This window comes from Acidithiobacillus ferriphilus (assembly GCF_028215975.1).
GTDB classification, from domain to species: Bacteria; Pseudomonadota; Gammaproteobacteria; order Acidithiobacillales; family Acidithiobacillaceae; genus Acidithiobacillus; species Acidithiobacillus ferriphilus.
In genome coordinates, this window is record NZ_CP116458.1 from 2,661,876 (window position 1) to 2,676,881 (window position 15,006).

At 53.6% G+C, this 15,006-nt stretch carries 17 protein-coding genes; all 17 read right to left on the reverse strand.

Annotated features, from left to right (window positions below):
- Positions 1 to 71 precede the first annotated feature (71 nt).
- Positions 72 to 323, reverse strand: a complete 252-nt coding sequence (locus PJU76_RS13425; protein WP_271779925.1) for a ComEA family DNA-binding protein — start codon at positions 321 to 323, stop codon at positions 72 to 74.
- A gap of 61 nt (positions 324 to 384) precedes the next feature.
- Positions 385 to 780 carry an HIT family protein gene (locus tag PJU76_RS13430; protein WP_271779926.1) on the reverse strand — a complete coding sequence of 132 codons (396 nt, stop codon included), beginning with the start codon at positions 778 to 780 and terminating at the stop codon, positions 385 to 387.
- Positions 777 to 2,069, reverse strand: coding sequence for a glutamate-1-semialdehyde 2,1-aminomutase (hemL, locus tag PJU76_RS13435; protein WP_271779927.1), 1,293 nt, complete (start codon positions 2,067 to 2,069; stop codon positions 777 to 779). Before hemL ends, PJU76_RS13430 begins: the two co-directional genes overlap by 4 nt.
- Positions 2,070 to 2,071: 2 nt before the next feature.
- The gene (gene thiE, locus PJU76_RS13440) at positions 2,072 to 2,725 is read right to left on the reverse strand and encodes a thiamine phosphate synthase (protein WP_271779928.1); all 654 of its coding nucleotides are present in this window, start codon (positions 2,723 to 2,725) and stop codon (positions 2,072 to 2,074) included.
- A gap of 1 nt (position 2,726) precedes the next feature.
- Positions 2,727 to 3,566 (reverse strand): bifunctional hydroxymethylpyrimidine kinase/phosphomethylpyrimidine kinase, encoded by an 840-nt coding sequence (gene thiD, locus PJU76_RS13445; protein ID WP_271779929.1) that lies wholly within the window; start codon positions 3,564 to 3,566, stop codon positions 2,727 to 2,729.
- Positions 3,567 to 3,575: 9 nt separating this feature from the next.
- Positions 3,576 to 4,031 carry a PH domain-containing protein gene (locus PJU76_RS13450; RefSeq protein WP_271779930.1) on the reverse strand — a complete coding sequence of 152 codons (456 nt, stop codon included), beginning with the start codon at positions 4,029 to 4,031 and terminating at the stop codon, positions 3,576 to 3,578.
- Between the two features lie 244 nt (positions 4,032 to 4,275).
- Positions 4,276 to 4,710: a hypothetical protein gene (locus PJU76_RS13770; RefSeq protein ID WP_408629740.1), complete on the reverse strand. Its 435-nt coding sequence runs from the start codon at positions 4,708 to 4,710 to the stop codon at positions 4,276 to 4,278.
- A 275-nt stretch (positions 4,711 to 4,985) separates the two neighbouring features.
- Entirely contained in the window at positions 4,986 to 5,300 is a 315-nt protein-coding gene (gene iro, locus PJU76_RS13455) for an iron oxidase (protein WP_271779931.1), read from the reverse strand.
- Between the two features lie 59 nt (positions 5,301 to 5,359).
- Positions 5,360 to 6,058 carry a cytochrome c1 gene (locus tag PJU76_RS13460; RefSeq protein WP_064220210.1) on the reverse strand — a complete coding sequence of 233 codons (699 nt, stop codon included), beginning with the start codon at positions 6,056 to 6,058 and terminating at the stop codon, positions 5,360 to 5,362.
- Positions 6,059 to 6,080: 22 nt separating this feature from the next.
- Positions 6,081 to 7,295, reverse strand: coding sequence for a cytochrome b (locus tag PJU76_RS13465; protein ID WP_271779932.1), 1,215 nt, complete (start codon positions 7,293 to 7,295; stop codon positions 6,081 to 6,083).
- A gap of 27 nt (positions 7,296 to 7,322) precedes the next feature.
- The gene (gene petA / locus PJU76_RS13470; RefSeq protein WP_215848758.1) at positions 7,323 to 7,943 is read right to left on the reverse strand and encodes a ubiquinol-cytochrome c reductase iron-sulfur subunit; all 621 of its coding nucleotides are present in this window, start codon (positions 7,941 to 7,943) and stop codon (positions 7,323 to 7,325) included.
- Between the two features lie 18 nt (positions 7,944 to 7,961).
- Positions 7,962 to 8,783 carry an SDR family NAD(P)-dependent oxidoreductase gene (locus PJU76_RS13475; RefSeq protein WP_271779933.1) on the reverse strand — a complete coding sequence of 274 codons (822 nt, stop codon included), beginning with the start codon at positions 8,781 to 8,783 and terminating at the stop codon, positions 7,962 to 7,964.
- Between the two features lie 5 nt (positions 8,784 to 8,788).
- A complete protein-coding gene (locus PJU76_RS13480) occupies positions 8,789 to 9,472 on the reverse strand; it encodes a c-type cytochrome (RefSeq protein ID WP_271779934.1) in 684 nt (227 codons plus the stop codon).
- A 473-nt stretch (positions 9,473 to 9,945) separates the two neighbouring features.
- Positions 9,946 to 11,127, reverse strand: coding sequence for an NAD(P)H-dependent flavin oxidoreductase (locus PJU76_RS13485; RefSeq protein WP_271779935.1), 1,182 nt, complete (start codon positions 11,125 to 11,127; stop codon positions 9,946 to 9,948).
- A 17-nt stretch (positions 11,128 to 11,144) separates the two neighbouring features.
- Complete coding sequence (locus PJU76_RS13490) at positions 11,145 to 11,876, reverse strand: anaerobic ribonucleoside-triphosphate reductase activating protein (protein WP_334212468.1); 732 nt, start codon at positions 11,874 to 11,876, stop codon at positions 11,145 to 11,147.
- The gene (nrdD, locus tag PJU76_RS13495; protein WP_271779937.1) at positions 11,842 to 12,054 is read right to left on the reverse strand and encodes an anaerobic ribonucleoside-triphosphate reductase; all 213 of its coding nucleotides are present in this window, start codon (positions 12,052 to 12,054) and stop codon (positions 11,842 to 11,844) included. The genes PJU76_RS13490 and nrdD overlap by 35 nt, the downstream gene beginning before the upstream one ends.
- Before the next feature lie 19 nt (positions 12,055 to 12,073).
- Complete coding sequence (locus PJU76_RS13500) at positions 12,074 to 14,134, reverse strand: ribonucleoside triphosphate reductase (RefSeq protein WP_334212487.1); 2,061 nt, start codon at positions 14,132 to 14,134, stop codon at positions 12,074 to 12,076.
- Positions 14,135 to 15,006 lie beyond the last annotated feature (872 nt).

Sequence of the window (15,006 nt, forward strand, 5' to 3'; positions counted from 1 at the left end):
CTGGTCGGCGGCTCTAATGATGATCAGGGGATGGAATCAGGTTATTCACCTTAACAGCGCGGTTTTTTCTGTCAAGGGCGAGGCGGCGACACCCTTTGCGAAATGGCGCTCACCACCACCCTTTCGCGCAGCGACAACGCCATCTTGGGACCCACCACCGCAGCCAGGGAGGCCGGGCCGGGAAAAGGGCCGTGCGCCGCCCGGAAAGCGACGATCGCTGCGGCCCGTTTCTCGCCGATGCCGCGCAGAGTGCGCAACTGGGCACTATCGGCGTGGTTGATGTCGACGAGCGCCGGGCCATCTTTAGCCGCTGCGAACGCCACATTTGGCCCCGAAAGCGCGCAAGCGGCCCCTAGCAAAAGCCACCACCGCAACAATCTAATCCTAACCCCGCAACGCCGCGCGGACCTTATCCCCCATCGCCGCCAACTCCGCCGCCGGTATATCTTTGGCGTTGGCAAAATTCAGGTCGGGGATGGCGTTCATGGGAATCAGGTGCACATGGGCATGCGGTACTTCCAACCCCGCCACCATGACCCCGACCCGCTTGCAACCGGTCACCTGTTCCAGCGCCGGTACGACACGCCGGGCAAAAGGCAGAAGACCGGCCAGCGTTTCGTCATCCAGCGTGAAAATATAATCATGCTCGATCTTGGGGATAACCAGGGTGTGCCCCGGTCGCACCGGGCGAATATCGAGAAAAGCCAGATAACGGTCATCTTCCAGCACTTTCTGCGCCGGAATTTCGCCGTTGATGATGCGAGTGAACAGGGTGCTCATGCGTCCTCCTTGAGAGTGGCCAGAACGGCTTCCGCAGCATCCAGGGTGGCGGCGATCTCGGCGTCGCCGTGGGCCGCCGAGAGGAAACCCGCCTCATAGGCACTGGGGGCGAGATACACCCCGCGCGCCAGCAGGCCATGGAAAAAGCGGGCGTAGCGTTTACTGTCGGCGGCCATCACCGCATCAAAACCGCGCACCGGCTGCGCCGCGAAGAACCAGCCGAACATGCCCGGCACCTGATTGATCTGCATCGGCACGCCCGCGGCCTCCGCCCGCTCGGCCAGGCCCTTGCAGAGCGCCACCGTCTGCGCCGCCAGGCGCTCATGGAAACCCGGCACCGTCAGCAGCCGCAGGGTCGTCAGTCCGGCGGCCATGGCCACAGGATTGCCGGACAGCGTCCCCGCCTGATACACCGGCCCGGTGGGTGCCAGGTATTCCATCATTTCCCGCGGACCACCGACGGCCCCCACCGGCAGACCGCCGCCGATGATCTTGCCCAGCGTGGTCAGATCGGGACGCACCCCGTAGAGTGCCTGCGCGCCGCCCACGGCCACCCGGAATCCGCTCATCACTTCGTCAAAAATCAACACGCACTCATATTGATCGCATACGGCGCGCAATCCTTCCAGAAAGCCGGGCTCCGGCGGCACGCAACCCATGTTGCCGGCCACCGGCTCGACGATGATGGTCGCGACATCAAAGCCGAAGCGCGACATCATTTCTTCCACCGCGGAGAGATCGTTATACGGCAACACCAGGGTATCCTGACTTACCTCGCGCGGGATCCCCGCGCTCGAAGGCTGGCCGAGGGTCAGCGCCCCGGAACCGGCCTTTACCAGCAGGCTGTCGCTGTGGCCGTGATAATTGCCCTCGAATTTGATGATCTTGTCGCGCCCGGTGTAACCACGCGCCAGACGAATGGCGGTCATCACCGCCTCGGTGCCGCTGGAAGTCATGCGCACCGACTCGATGCCCGGCACCAGGGAGCAAACCAGCTCCGCCATTTCCACCTCGATGGCGGTAGGCGCGCCGAAGCCAAGACCCTTGTCCACCTGCGCATGCACCGCCGCCAATACTTCCGGGTGGCCGTGGCCGTGGATCATCGGTCCCCAGGAACCCACATAATCGATGTAGCGCTTGCCTTCCACATCCCAGAAGAAGGGTCCTTCGGCATGGTCGATGAAAATCGGGTCACCGCCCACGCCGCGAAAGGCCCGAACCGGCGAGTTAACCCCTCCCGGAATGCATTGTTGCGCCGCACTGAACAGCGCATGTGAAGTCTGCGTCATCATCACTCCTTACGGTCACCAAACAGAGCGGTAAAACGCCTTGCCGCCCCTTCCACGTCGTCCGCACCAAAAATGCCGGAAATCACCGCCAGGGCATCCGCACCCGCCGCGATCAGGGCACCCCCACTGACCTCCGTGATGCCGCCGATGGCCACTATCGGCAGATCCACAACCGCACGCGCCGCCGTCAGCACATCCATGCTGATCACCGGCGCCCGCGGCTTGCTGGGAGAGGCAAAAAAGGACCCGAAGGCCACATAGTCCGCCCCCAGCGCCGCCGCCTCTTGCGCCTGCCGCACCGATCCATAACAGGAAACGCCGATAAGTATGGCGCGTCCCAACTGCACGCGCAACGCTGGCAGCGGCGCGTCTTCCGCGCCCACATGGAGGGCCGGTGCCCCGATGGCCTGCGCCAGTAGAGGATCATCATTGACGACGAAAAGGGCGTTGTACTGCGCGCAAAGTTCCCGCAAAGCCCCCGCCTGCCGCCGCCGTCTCGGTGCCTCGGCCACAACGTCGCCCTTGTCCCGATATTGCAGAATACGCGCGCCTCCGCGCAGCGCTGCCTCGGCCTGCGCCAGGAAAACGGGCTCCGGCATCGGACGCGCTTCGGTGATCGCATACAGTCCGGAAATAAGGGGCTTCTGCCCGGCCATCCTATTCCTCCCGATACCCGCGCGCCCAAAAGAACCGGTCCGGAAAATACTGTCCCTTCCCCAGCGGATGGGCATGGAGCAGGCAGGCATGGGTAAAATCCAGTGCCCGCGACACAGCCTCTTCCATGGCTAAACCGCGCGCCAGACCCGCCGCCAGCGCGGCGGCCAAGGTACACCCCGAACCGTGATAGTGCTGGGGCAGCCGGGGCTGCCGGAAGGTCCGCTGTAATACCTCACCTTGAAACAGCATATTCTCCAGCTCCGGCCCCTCGCCGTGCCCCCCGCTGATCAGTACCCACTCCGCCCCCTGGCGATTGAGCCAGGCACCCGCCGTGGGCAAATCGCTGGCGCCGGACAAGGCCAGCGCCTCAGGCCCATTGGGCGTCATCACCGTCACCTGTGGCAGTAATTGAGCAGCCAAGGCTTCGCGCAATCCCGCCCCGGCCAGGGCCGCACCGCCTCCGGCCGCCAGCACCGGATCAAGCACCACGGGAATCCGCGGATAATCCGCCAGCAGCGCGCTCACCGCAGCCACCATGGCTGCGCTTCCCAGCATCCCGATCTTGACGACCCGTACGGACATATCGTCGAGCACCGCACGGGCTTGCGCTACGGTATTCTCTGGACTCACCGGCGTATAGGCACGGACGTCCACCGAATCCTGAACGGTCAGCGCCGTCACCGCCGTGCAGCCATGCACGCCCAGGCTGGCCAGGGTCAGCAGGTCGGCCTGGGCGCCCGCGCCCGCACTGGGGTCAGAGCCGGCGATACTGAGGACGACGGGCGGCGGCCCCCCTGCCTCCGGGTAACGGAATTCCATCCGGAACGGATCATCGCCCATTTTAGCCTTTCATGGCCATATACCGATGGATTTTTTAATCGCTTCCATTGCCGCCAACGGGTTTTTTATATACTGCAGCATAACTCCCAGATCATCACCAATAACGATTACTGAGCCATATTTGAATAGCGAACCAAACCACGTTTGCTTGATTTTTATATCTCGAATGGACGGCGCCGGCATGGAAACGTTCAGTCGCCGTGACAAACCGTATTTCATTACCAGATTACCATCGTTAACAAGACATTTTGTGGTTAACATCAATGTCGCAATATTCGCCGCATCAATGAATGACAAGACAATCATTACCGCCCCAACCATTACCAAGAACCCGTTACCAAAAACCACAAACGGAACACTGACAAAAAATATTAGCAGCGAACCTAACAAAGCAGATGGCGCCACGTTCACATCGTTCAATACCACGGCTGAAGTATTTTTCAAGCCATTCTGCTGCCCAGGCATACGCTATTCCCTCAACCCGTCTCATGGTTTTCCAAAGTAAAATAGAGCAGAGATTAATTACAAACAGCAGGAGGTCGTCCTCACCTTTTTGGATGTTTCGTTGTCGTTTTTATACACGCCATGGTGGCGCCACCATTAGTAACATGAGCAGTATCGCATGGTACAACGATGGCGCACCTTAAGCCTTACCGCGTCAGCAGCCCCTCAGATCCCATCACCCCGGAACGGGGGGGCTGACCTTCGATCATTCCTTCACGCCTTGGATATCAACGGGCTTCCCTTGCGACAAGGATGTCAAGTAACTAACGAGCGCCACCATCTTTGGACCACTGGAGGATAGCGGCATTCCGCCGAGGCCATTTGCTATACAGGAGTTGACCTGCATCTCCAGCGTGATTACCTTCCCAGCGCGTTTATTATATTTAGGGAAGGTAGCCGCGGCGCCAAGAAGGCTTGGAATCTTTTTACCATTTGGGAGCATACCCTCTACGCGTCCGGCACCACGGTGACACGTCATACAACTATTACCCTTAGTTCCCAGGGACGCCGCGGCGAACAACTGGCCCCCCTCATGAATAGCTGCTTGCATTGGCTGTTCGGCCGCCAAAGCGGGGGCTGTGAAAGCCAGTGCGCATACAGCCATCGCTACCGCAATACATGATGTCTTTCGTAAAGTCATAATATTACGCGGAGTCCCTGGCGCCTGTGCCAAGGCTGGGTAGCTCGCAAGTATTGCAAAATACCTGCCCTCCCCCGCACCTCCTTCTTTCTAGAGCTACCTTTTCGGTTATAACGGCTTCCGGCGCCTTTCAGGTGGTGGCGCTGCACCTTGCTCCCACCCTCCAAACCCCACCGGTCCAAGTGTAGCTCCGCACCTCACTAATATCCACTCCGCATGGAATACTCCCCCCTCAACAGAGAGGGGAAGGAGAGGAAGCCACACAATATAAGTTTTTATGCCGACTTGAGAATAAATGCCATACAGTACCCCTCAGGCACCACCGATCCAGCCACGACCTTGCAGCAGTGCGGCGCGATAAAATTCGCGCAAACAGAGCATTGATCCTTGCCCTTGGGATGTGGCTGATATTGCAGGGAAGCCTTCGGTGTGATTCCTGGACACTTTCCAGCCGCATGCGCCGCGCCGATGGGATTTACCCCGACCACTGCCCCGGCAGCCACTACACCAGCCGTTATGGCGATGCCTTTTAAGACATCGCGCCGACTCGGGTTCTGGGGTTTTTCGGTTCCATTCTGTTCCTTGCTCATGATATTACTCCTTATATATTGACAAAAATTAAGATGTAATAGATCCAAATAACGGTGATTTATTTCACGTCTCTCCAGTACTCCTTTTTGAGGAAATAAGCAAATATAATAAACAGCGCAAGCAAGCCGAGCACCCAAGGCCCCGCGTCGTGCCGTTGTACAACGGACGGATCAGATACAAATCTTAAAAAAGCGACGATGTCAGAGACCTGCTCCTTGAATTGCTGAGGAGACTCGTCACCCGCACGAAGCACCTTCCCTTGTTCATTCACGAACCCACTATGCAGTGCAAGCACATCTGGCATTGCCACATTGGGAAATACATGATTATTCCAGCCGGATGGGCGCTGGGGATCAAGGTAGAACGAGAGCAAATAGGTATATACCCAGTTCTGACTCTTATAGCGAACTATTTGACTCAAGTCCGGCGGGGGAAGGCCAAACCATTTGTGCGCCATATCGGTTGGCATCGCCGACACCATATTCCCTTTATAGTTGGAACCGGTCGGCAACATGATGTACTTATGCACATCCGCCTTGGACATGCCCAGATCATTCGTCAGAAACTCGTAACGCATAAATTTAATGGAATGACAGGCCATACAGTCGGTTGCGAACAACTTCGCCCCTGCAATTATAGTTTTTGCGTTGTAGGTATAATGCGGTGCCATCATCTTGGGCCCGTTATCTGCAAATGCTCCAGGCGCACTGGCAAGCAACCCCAAGGCCATGCCTGCCCACACAACATACTTTTTCATAACGCCTCCTCTCTGCGCAATATCAGTGGGCATGGAAACGGACTCGCGCGGGTGGTGTCCGGGTCGGCTCAAACTTGCTCACGAATGGCAGTAAAATGAAGAATGCCACATATATAACCGCCCCCACTCGCTCCAGAATAAAATATTTAGGCAACGGTGGTTGCTCTCCAAGATAGGCAAGCATAAAGAAGTTGGCAAAAAAGATAATGAGCATAATACGAGTAATCGGGCGATACCGCGTCGATATCACCGGATTTCTATCAAGCCATGGGAGTATGAATGGGAACACTACGGCCACCACCATTAATATAATGCCACCATTCTTATTCGGTATAGCCCGCAACATGGCGTAAAATGGCGACAAATACCATGGCGGGGTAACATCAGGCAGGCTTTTCAATGGGTTCGCCGGCGTGGACATGGTGCGCTCCAGAAAAATATGATGCACCGTCGGCGCATAGAAAATAATCGCCGCAAAAATGAATAGCCATACACCGAATCCAAAGAGATCTTTCACGGAATAGTAGGGGTGAAAGGGAATGGCATCTACCGGATGTCCGTCTGGCCCTTTGTTGGCCTTTATCTCAAGACCATCCGGATTGTTAGAACCGACTTTGTGTAGATAAAGAATATGGAACACGATCAATCCGACAATGACCATAAACACCACCGTCACATGCAGTGCCATGAAGCGATCCAACGTGTCTCCGCTCATGCCGGAGCCACCGCGCACCAAAGTGGTGACCCACTCTCCGATGAATGGAATAGACTTGAACAATGAGGTAATTACCGTTCCAGCCCAATATGACAGGTTTGAATAAGGCAATATATATCCAAAAAATGCCTCCGCCATAAAAGCCAGATAGATCGTATAGCCGATGACCCATACGAGTTCTCGCGGTGCACGGTAGGAGCCGTAAAGCATGCCTCTTGCCATATGTATATACAGAAGCACGAATATCAGGGAGACGCCATCGACATGCATATACTGCATAAGCCAACCATAATGCACGTCGTACATGATTCCGTATACGGAGTCATAGGCATCACGAACAGATGGTATGTAGTGTGCCAGAACCAAAAATCCTGACAGGAACTGCAGCACCACCATCAATAAGAGCAGGGACCCGGCGTAATAAAAGATGTTGAAATTTTTTGGCGCGTAGTATTCAGCCATGTGCTCCCGCCACATCTCCGGCAATGGCGAACGTTTGACAAACCAGGTTTTGAAACTCATCTCAGCCTCCTTTATCGGCTACCACACTCAGCACAAATGCGCGAGCGGATACATGTTGGTTACAACGACGCTTTTCTTTTCCACATCGATGTCATATTCAGGAACTGCCATATTGTGAGGAGCGGGTGAACCTTTGATTACGCGGGCGGAAAGATCGTACATGGATCCATGGCAAGGACAATGAAATCCGCCGAGCCACCACGGCGCGACACTGGCTTTTTTGGGCCGGTAATGCGGTATGCAACACAGGTGGTTGCATATCTTTATACCGACATACCATTCCGCCACCCGTGACCTATACTTGTTTTTGCAATAGGGGGGTTGCTGCGGAATATTACAGTGGGGATCCTTCAATATGCCCTTCTGCTCCGCCTCATCCAGCGAGGCCAGCATTTCCGGGGTTCTATTTACCACAATAACGGGCTTCTCCTGCCACAATGCCACCATTTGCATGCCCGGTTCTATGGGGCTCAGATCAATGGTCGTAGTGGCTAATGCGGCGGCGGCAGCGGTTGGATCCAGTGACTTGACCATGGGAACCGCGATAGTGCCCGCCACCGCGACACCAGATACCGTCACCAACGCGGTAAGAAAGCGACGGCGTGTTATATTTGGAGCTTGTTTGTTGTCTTGCGCTTCGTCTGACATGATATTGGTTCCTATATGCTATTTGGTGGATTCTATTGTAGGGGTCGCCAGATCCCTTGCAGTTCTGTCATCCAAATCAGGATTGATAAAATCTTGGGCATAAAACAACTCTCCGTTATGACCCAACACGTCACAATCCATTAATCTCGTATAGATACTGGTGATTGCTTCGGGAGGCGCATATCGCTTCATCGGCATGCCGGGATGCGTCATCAGGCGAAGCCCTGTTCTACAGGGTCCGGGATCTACGATATTCACCCGAATATTCGTTTTGGCATACTCTATCGCCCACATGCGCGCCATATGCAAAATGGCAGCCTTGCTCACCCCGTAGGCGCCCCAATAGCCTTTGGGCTTTACGCCAGACTCATCCGTTGTGAAAATGATGGAGGCGTACGCGGCCTCTTTCAATAATGGAAGGCACTGCTGCGTCACGAGAACAGGAGACTTTACGTTGACCTGAAATACATGATCCCATAGGGCCCCTTCATAGTTCTCCAGTGGAGTTAACATCCCGAGCTCTGCCGCGTTATGCACTATGCCGTGCAGCTGTTTGAATTCGCTGGAAATAGCCGCGCCTATGGTTTTAAATGCATCGGCTGTCGGATCGGCGAGATCCACCACGAGAATAGCCGGCTCCGGGTACCCATAGTCGGTGATTTCATCGTAAACCCCCTCCAGATTACGCTTCGTTTTCCCCAACAAAACCACCGTGGCGCCCTGCCTGGCATACTCAATGGAGACTGCCTTACCAATGCCATCCCCCGCACCGGTTACGAGTATGGTTTTCCCTTCCAGAGTACCGTCACCCTTCGCTTTGGTGTATTCATTTTCAGTCATGGCGCTCACCGAGACCTTATATAGGCGGCCAGCGCGACGATTTGTTTTTGATCCAATCTGGTGGCTATATACTGCATAATGCCTTTATGCGTGGCGACCCGCTGTCCGGACTTGAAATAGGTTAGTTGATTGATCACATAAGTGCGCTTCTGTCCTGCCAGCATCGGGAAGAAAGGAGGCAGACCTGCCAGCGTTGTACCATGACATGCCATGCACGCCGGCATTTGCATCTTGGGCAACCCCCCGAAGTACAGTTTTTTCCCTTCGGCGACGAGCTTGGGATCATACACATGTCCTGACGCGGGCTTCTGGGAAGAAAAATATTCGGCAACCTGTTGCGTCTGCGCGGCAGTCAACGGCGCCACCATGGCCCACATAATGGGAGATTGTGGATCCGCTCGTGTATGCGCCTTGAAATGGTCTAATTCGCGCAACATGTAGGTTTTCCATTGCCCCGCCAAATTGGGGAACATACCGCCATCTGGCGAAATACCCTGCAGGCCATGGCAGGCCATACAAGAGCTCTGCACCACCGTGGGAACACCGCCTGAAGTAACCGACGAAGTGGCAGCGGTGGGAGAAGCCACTGAGGCCGTTTTAGCAAGAGTGGATCCATAGGCTACCGACGTCACGGCCATAGCTATCGTTAGCACGGAAATAGCTGGTAAAAACGGTTTTTTTTGTAGCATATATGGCACCTTAGTTGATCGGGCCAGCAACCACCAAGCTCCTATTGCAGACTCTCGATAGTTATCGGCCGGTTATAAATAAAACCCCATGTTAATACGCCAGCGTGATCATATTGTATGAACATTGTCTGCCTATGTATCATTCAGATTTCTAGCGAATACATACATCCGTTTTATCGATTACAAAATTAATACCAGAGCTTCTCTTAAAACCATGGTTGCGTACCGCATCCACCAACCATGATGAAGTTGCAACCGTATTCAAATCCCGTCACCTCTCCATGCAAAAACGCGAACGCTTTCATTTATGCGCCAATCCCAGCGGAGGCCAGGTTGCCGACACCGATAAAGCAAATTTTATGCCAGAACCATAGATGTTTTTGTATAAAGTAACATTATGATTTTCTGATATATTTTGGCAAAAAATAGTGCCGCGCCCAGAGAGCACTGCCGTTTTTGGCATGACCATTCAGTCATACTGCCACCGCAGGCATACGATTCTCTGCGCTTGTCCATGCCGCTTCGCATAGCAGTGTCGCCACAAGGTCGCGAACGCTCCTAATTTGTTGACCAAAGGGTAGCTGTCCGGCGCCGCGAAAAAACAGCCCATGCTGCACATCACCGCGTTGTGCGGCAGCCAACTGGGCCTCAATGCAGAATTGCCCGGAGGACGAATTACCATCCTTGAACCCGCAATGTACCAAGCACTCCGTCTGACTTGGGCACAGCGAATGATCTTGACTCGCGCAAGCACGCAGATTTTCCTCGCGTCCCAAGTAACGGCGCAACCAGGGAGTAAGCACTGCACGCGCGGGCAGACCTGCCGAACTCATAAATGTCACGAGGTCTTTAGGCGTCGCATCGGCCAGGACACGCTTAAAATTGATGTGCGCATCGCCCTCGGTGGTTACAGCGAACGGGGTGCCCAACTGGGCCCCGCTCCCGCCGAGGGAAAATATCTCGCGCATTTTCTGAACCGAAGAGATTCCTCCAGCGGCGACGAGCGGGATCTGGTCGGCTTTCAGACCCAATTCTGCAAAGAGTTTGCGGATCGCGGGCAAGACATTTGCAAAACCATACTTGGGATTTGAAACATCCTCCAACCTGGTAGCTCCCAAGTGCCCGCCAGCGAATTGGGGATTCTCGATAACGATCGCGTCTGGAAGACGTTTCTGGCGCATCCAACGGCGCAGAACCAGTTGAACGCCGCGACCTTCGGAAAGAATCGGGATCAGCGCGACCTTGGGGAACTCCGCTGCCAACGTTGGCAAATCCATGGGCAGGCCAGCGCCCACGACCACCGCGTTAACCCCGCTCTTGATAGCTTGAAGCACATGCTCCCGATAACCAGAAATGGCATGCATGACATTAACGGCGATAAAGCCCTCTTTTCCTGCGATCCGGCGCGCTTCCCGGATCTCGCGATCCAACGCGATCAGGTTTGCCTTGGCCGAAGCCGCTGGATCTCTCAGGCGCCGCAAGGGGCGCATCAGATCCTCGTGTAAACGCCGTAGCTCCACGCTTGCGATGGTTCCGACAGCCCCCTCCGCCGCCACAGCCCCGGCTAAGCTATGTGCTGAAATACCAATACCCATACCTCCCTGTATCACAGGGAGCAGGGACCGTCCTTTGATCTTTAGGTATGGCAAATCCATGTCAACCACCTCATTCGCTATCTAACCAATATATTTGGTACATAGGCGCGCAACCGAGCAACCAGATCACCATCTATTGTGGTGGGACTGGCAATCAACTCCAAATCTGCACATCCTGCCTTGTTAAAACGTTGCAACACCCACCGAGATACACCAATCATTCGCAGTTCCTGGGCCATAAGAACAAGATCCGCGCTACTTAAAATAGTATTATGTATCGTTGTTCTGATCTCGTATGAAACATTTCTGGATAGCATCCGTTCGAGAGATTCTTTTACCTTGCCACCGCTTCCTGGTATGCGTGTGATATCGGGATAACGCGCAAATGGCGACTTGACATCAAACCCAACCCAATCCAGATGGGGGAGCAGATTTGCAAAGTTGTGTGGATACAATCCCGACGTGTGCAAAGCGACATTGAATCCCAATGCCTTTACTTGCTTAATTGCCAATAGCAACGATTTATGGACCGTTGGTTCGCCGCCACAAAATGTTACCGCATCCAGTAATCCCTTGCGGGTAGTCAGCCACCCCATGATGGTAGACCATGACATAACTGACGATCCCTGCCCCGGCTGCAGGCTTGTATTATGGCAATAACGACAGCGACATGGACAACCTTGAGTATATATTACGGCACATAAATACCCCGGGTAATCTACCGTACTAAACTGGGAGAGACCAGCAACCGTCGGCAATGACATTGATTTATTGTCAATTATAATGCGTCGATGGAGCGCCGCCCCCATCAAAACGCTTGGTCTCGATGAAATATTTACGTTCCAAATGCTCTCCCTGCTTACCGATATTAAACGACGAGGTCGGGCGATGATATCCCATAACCCTTGTCCAAACCTCACAGGGTTGCCTTTCGTCATCACTCAATTCAACTTCTATTGATCTTTCGTTGGCCATCTCAGGATACATAATATTCTCCTTTTATAAGTTACGCAGAACGCCGCCGCTTTTCTGTGATGCGTTCCTGATCACAGAGGGGACAAAATGGATGCTCACCCGCCAGGTATCCATGCACCGGACAGATGGAAAAAATAGGGGTAACTGTAATGTACGGCAACCGGAATCGCTCCAGCGCGCGCCGCACCAGACGCTTGCAGCTTTCCGCACTAGCGAGACGTTCGCCCATATACAGGTGAAGAACGGTCCCCCCCGTGTATTTGGTTTGCAAAGCCTCCTGTCGTTCCAATGCCTCAAACGGATCGTCCGTAAATCCAACCGGCAGTTGCGAAGAATTCGTGTAATAGGGTTTATCCGCAGTCCCGGCCTGTAAAATATCGGAAAATCGCTTGCGATCTTCTTTGGCGAAACGATAGGTAGTCCCCTCCGCAGGCGTAGCCTCTAGATTGTACATATGACCCGTTTCCTCCTGAAAGGCGATCATGCGATTCCTGATATAATCTAAAAATTCCAAGGCGAACGCATGGCCCCAGGTCGTTGTGATATCCTCCCGGTCCTCCGTAAGGTTGCGGATCATTTCATTGACCCCGTTAATCCCGATGGTAGAAAAATGATTGCGCAGCGTGCCCAAATAACGTTTGGAGTAGGGAAACAATCCCGTGTCCATGTGGCGCTGGATGACCTTACGTTTGATCTCCAGACTGCTTTTCGCCAACGCCAACAGATCATCGATGCGCTGGTAGAGACCATTGCCATCGTTTTTATGGAGGTAACCCAATCTGGCGCAATTAATCGTCACCACGCCAATGGAACCCGTCTGCTCCGCTGAGCCGAAAAGCCCATTACCGCGTTTGAGCAATTCACGCAGGTCGAGTTGGAGCCGACAGCACATAGAGCGCACCATATTGGGCTGGAGTTCAGAATTAATGAAATTCTGAAAGTAGGGCAGACCGTACTTTGCCGTCATGGCAAACAGTCTTTCGGCGTTTTCAGAATCCCACGGAAAATCAGCGGTTATGTTGTAGGTTGGGATGGGGAAGGTGAAAACGCGACCCTTGGCATCCCCTTCGCTCATCACCTCGATATAGGCGCGGTTGATCAAATCCATCTCCACCTGCAAGTCGCCATAGTGAAACGGCATCTCCTTTCCACCGATAACCGGAACCTGTTCCCGAAGATCTTCAGGACAGACCCAATCGAACGTTACATTGGTAAAGGGGGTCTGGCTTCCCCAGCGGGAAGGCACGTTCAGATTATAAATAAACTCTTGAATATTCTGGCGTACCGCGTCATAGGAAAGCCCATCCTTGCGGACAAACGGTGCCAGATAGGTATCAAATGAACTAAAAGCCTGCGCACCTGCCCATTCATTCTGCAAGGTGCCCAGAAAGTTTACCATTTGCCCCACCGCACTGGACAAATGACGGGGAGGTGCCGCTTCCACCTTCCCTGGCACGCCGTTAAAACCCTCATGCAACAAGGTTCGCAGCGACCACCCGGCACAATAACCGGCCAGCATATCGAGATCATGGATATGAATGTCCGCCTCACGGTGAGCGGCACCAATTTCATCCGGATAAACATGACTCAGCCAGTAATTGGCGGTTACCTTCCCCGCGACGTTCAGAATCAGGCCACCCAACGAATAACCTTGATTGGCATTCGCGTTGATTCGCCAATCCTCCCGATCCAGGTACTCATTTACCGAGGAAACGGCATTCACCGCAGTCAGGCGGTCCCTGCGCAAGCGTTGATGCTGTTCACGGTAAGCGATATAGGCGCGGGCCGTGCGGTAAAAGCCTTCATCCATCAATGTTAATTCGACATGATCTTGAATCAGCTCAATCGTGGGGTCACGGTCGATAACGAGGGGCTGCAACTTGTTCAAAACCACTTCCGTAATTCGCCCAGCGACACTGGCATCAAATTCACCCGCTGCACGTCCCGCCCTGGTGATGGCTGCGCAAATTCGATCTGGGTCGAAAGGTGTTCTTGTACCGTTTCGCTTAATTACCAACGGTCCCACGCCGGCGGCTGTAAACCAGTCTGTATTGCGCATTAGGATACCCCCGCATGTGGTGAAAAACTCCATCCAGCAAAGACGGTTAGCCTGAATATATAACAATAACAGCATGTGTATATATTTTTTAGTATCTTCTACCAGATATTGCGCCTTTGTCAATGCCAGCATCCTGTATCCGCCGCTGCCAGCACCCACCCGGCAGGGGATTTTCTGGAACAAGGACCCTGAACAGCCTGTGGATAACTTTGTGGATATTTTATTGGCCAGGGCGTTCCGTCATGCCCGTGGAGTACCAACGCCGAACGGAACACCTCGCGTAACAACAAAATATTATTTAATACAATATATTATATGACCCACTGAAACATGATTCCGAACAAGTTCACGTAACTGCCGTTTAATCTTTTTGTGGAAAACTTTATCAAAGCCGGCAGAATCTTGGCTGTCAGCGCGGTTAAGATTCGTCCAGGTCCATGCCTGTTTTGTGCGTTTTTCCTACCGCCAGAGCAGCGCCCCGGTCATGGCTCGCCGCATCTTTGCCGCCACCTGGTCCACCGACAATCGTCTCGCCGTCGGCTAGCGCACGGTGCCGCGCCCAAAATTCGTTTCATTAATAGAAAAATCGTATTCGTATAAATCATCATAAAAATCATATAGAAAACATCTAATAAATTATATTACATAATAATTTTAAACAAAAAAATCTAATTAAACTGTTATATAAACAATATATTACAAAATATATAGCAAGTTTACGGCGTGATAAAGTCTCTATTTCATCAAAAAATTCGTCTCCGCCGAAAAATCACCCATGCGGAGGATATGCTGGCATGCACCGCCACTCTTGGATATACTCCATCGACGGAGAATTATGATGAAATGCCCTTCCCGTTGCGGGGAGTGAGCCCACTCCGCTACCGCATGGCACAGAATATGGTAGC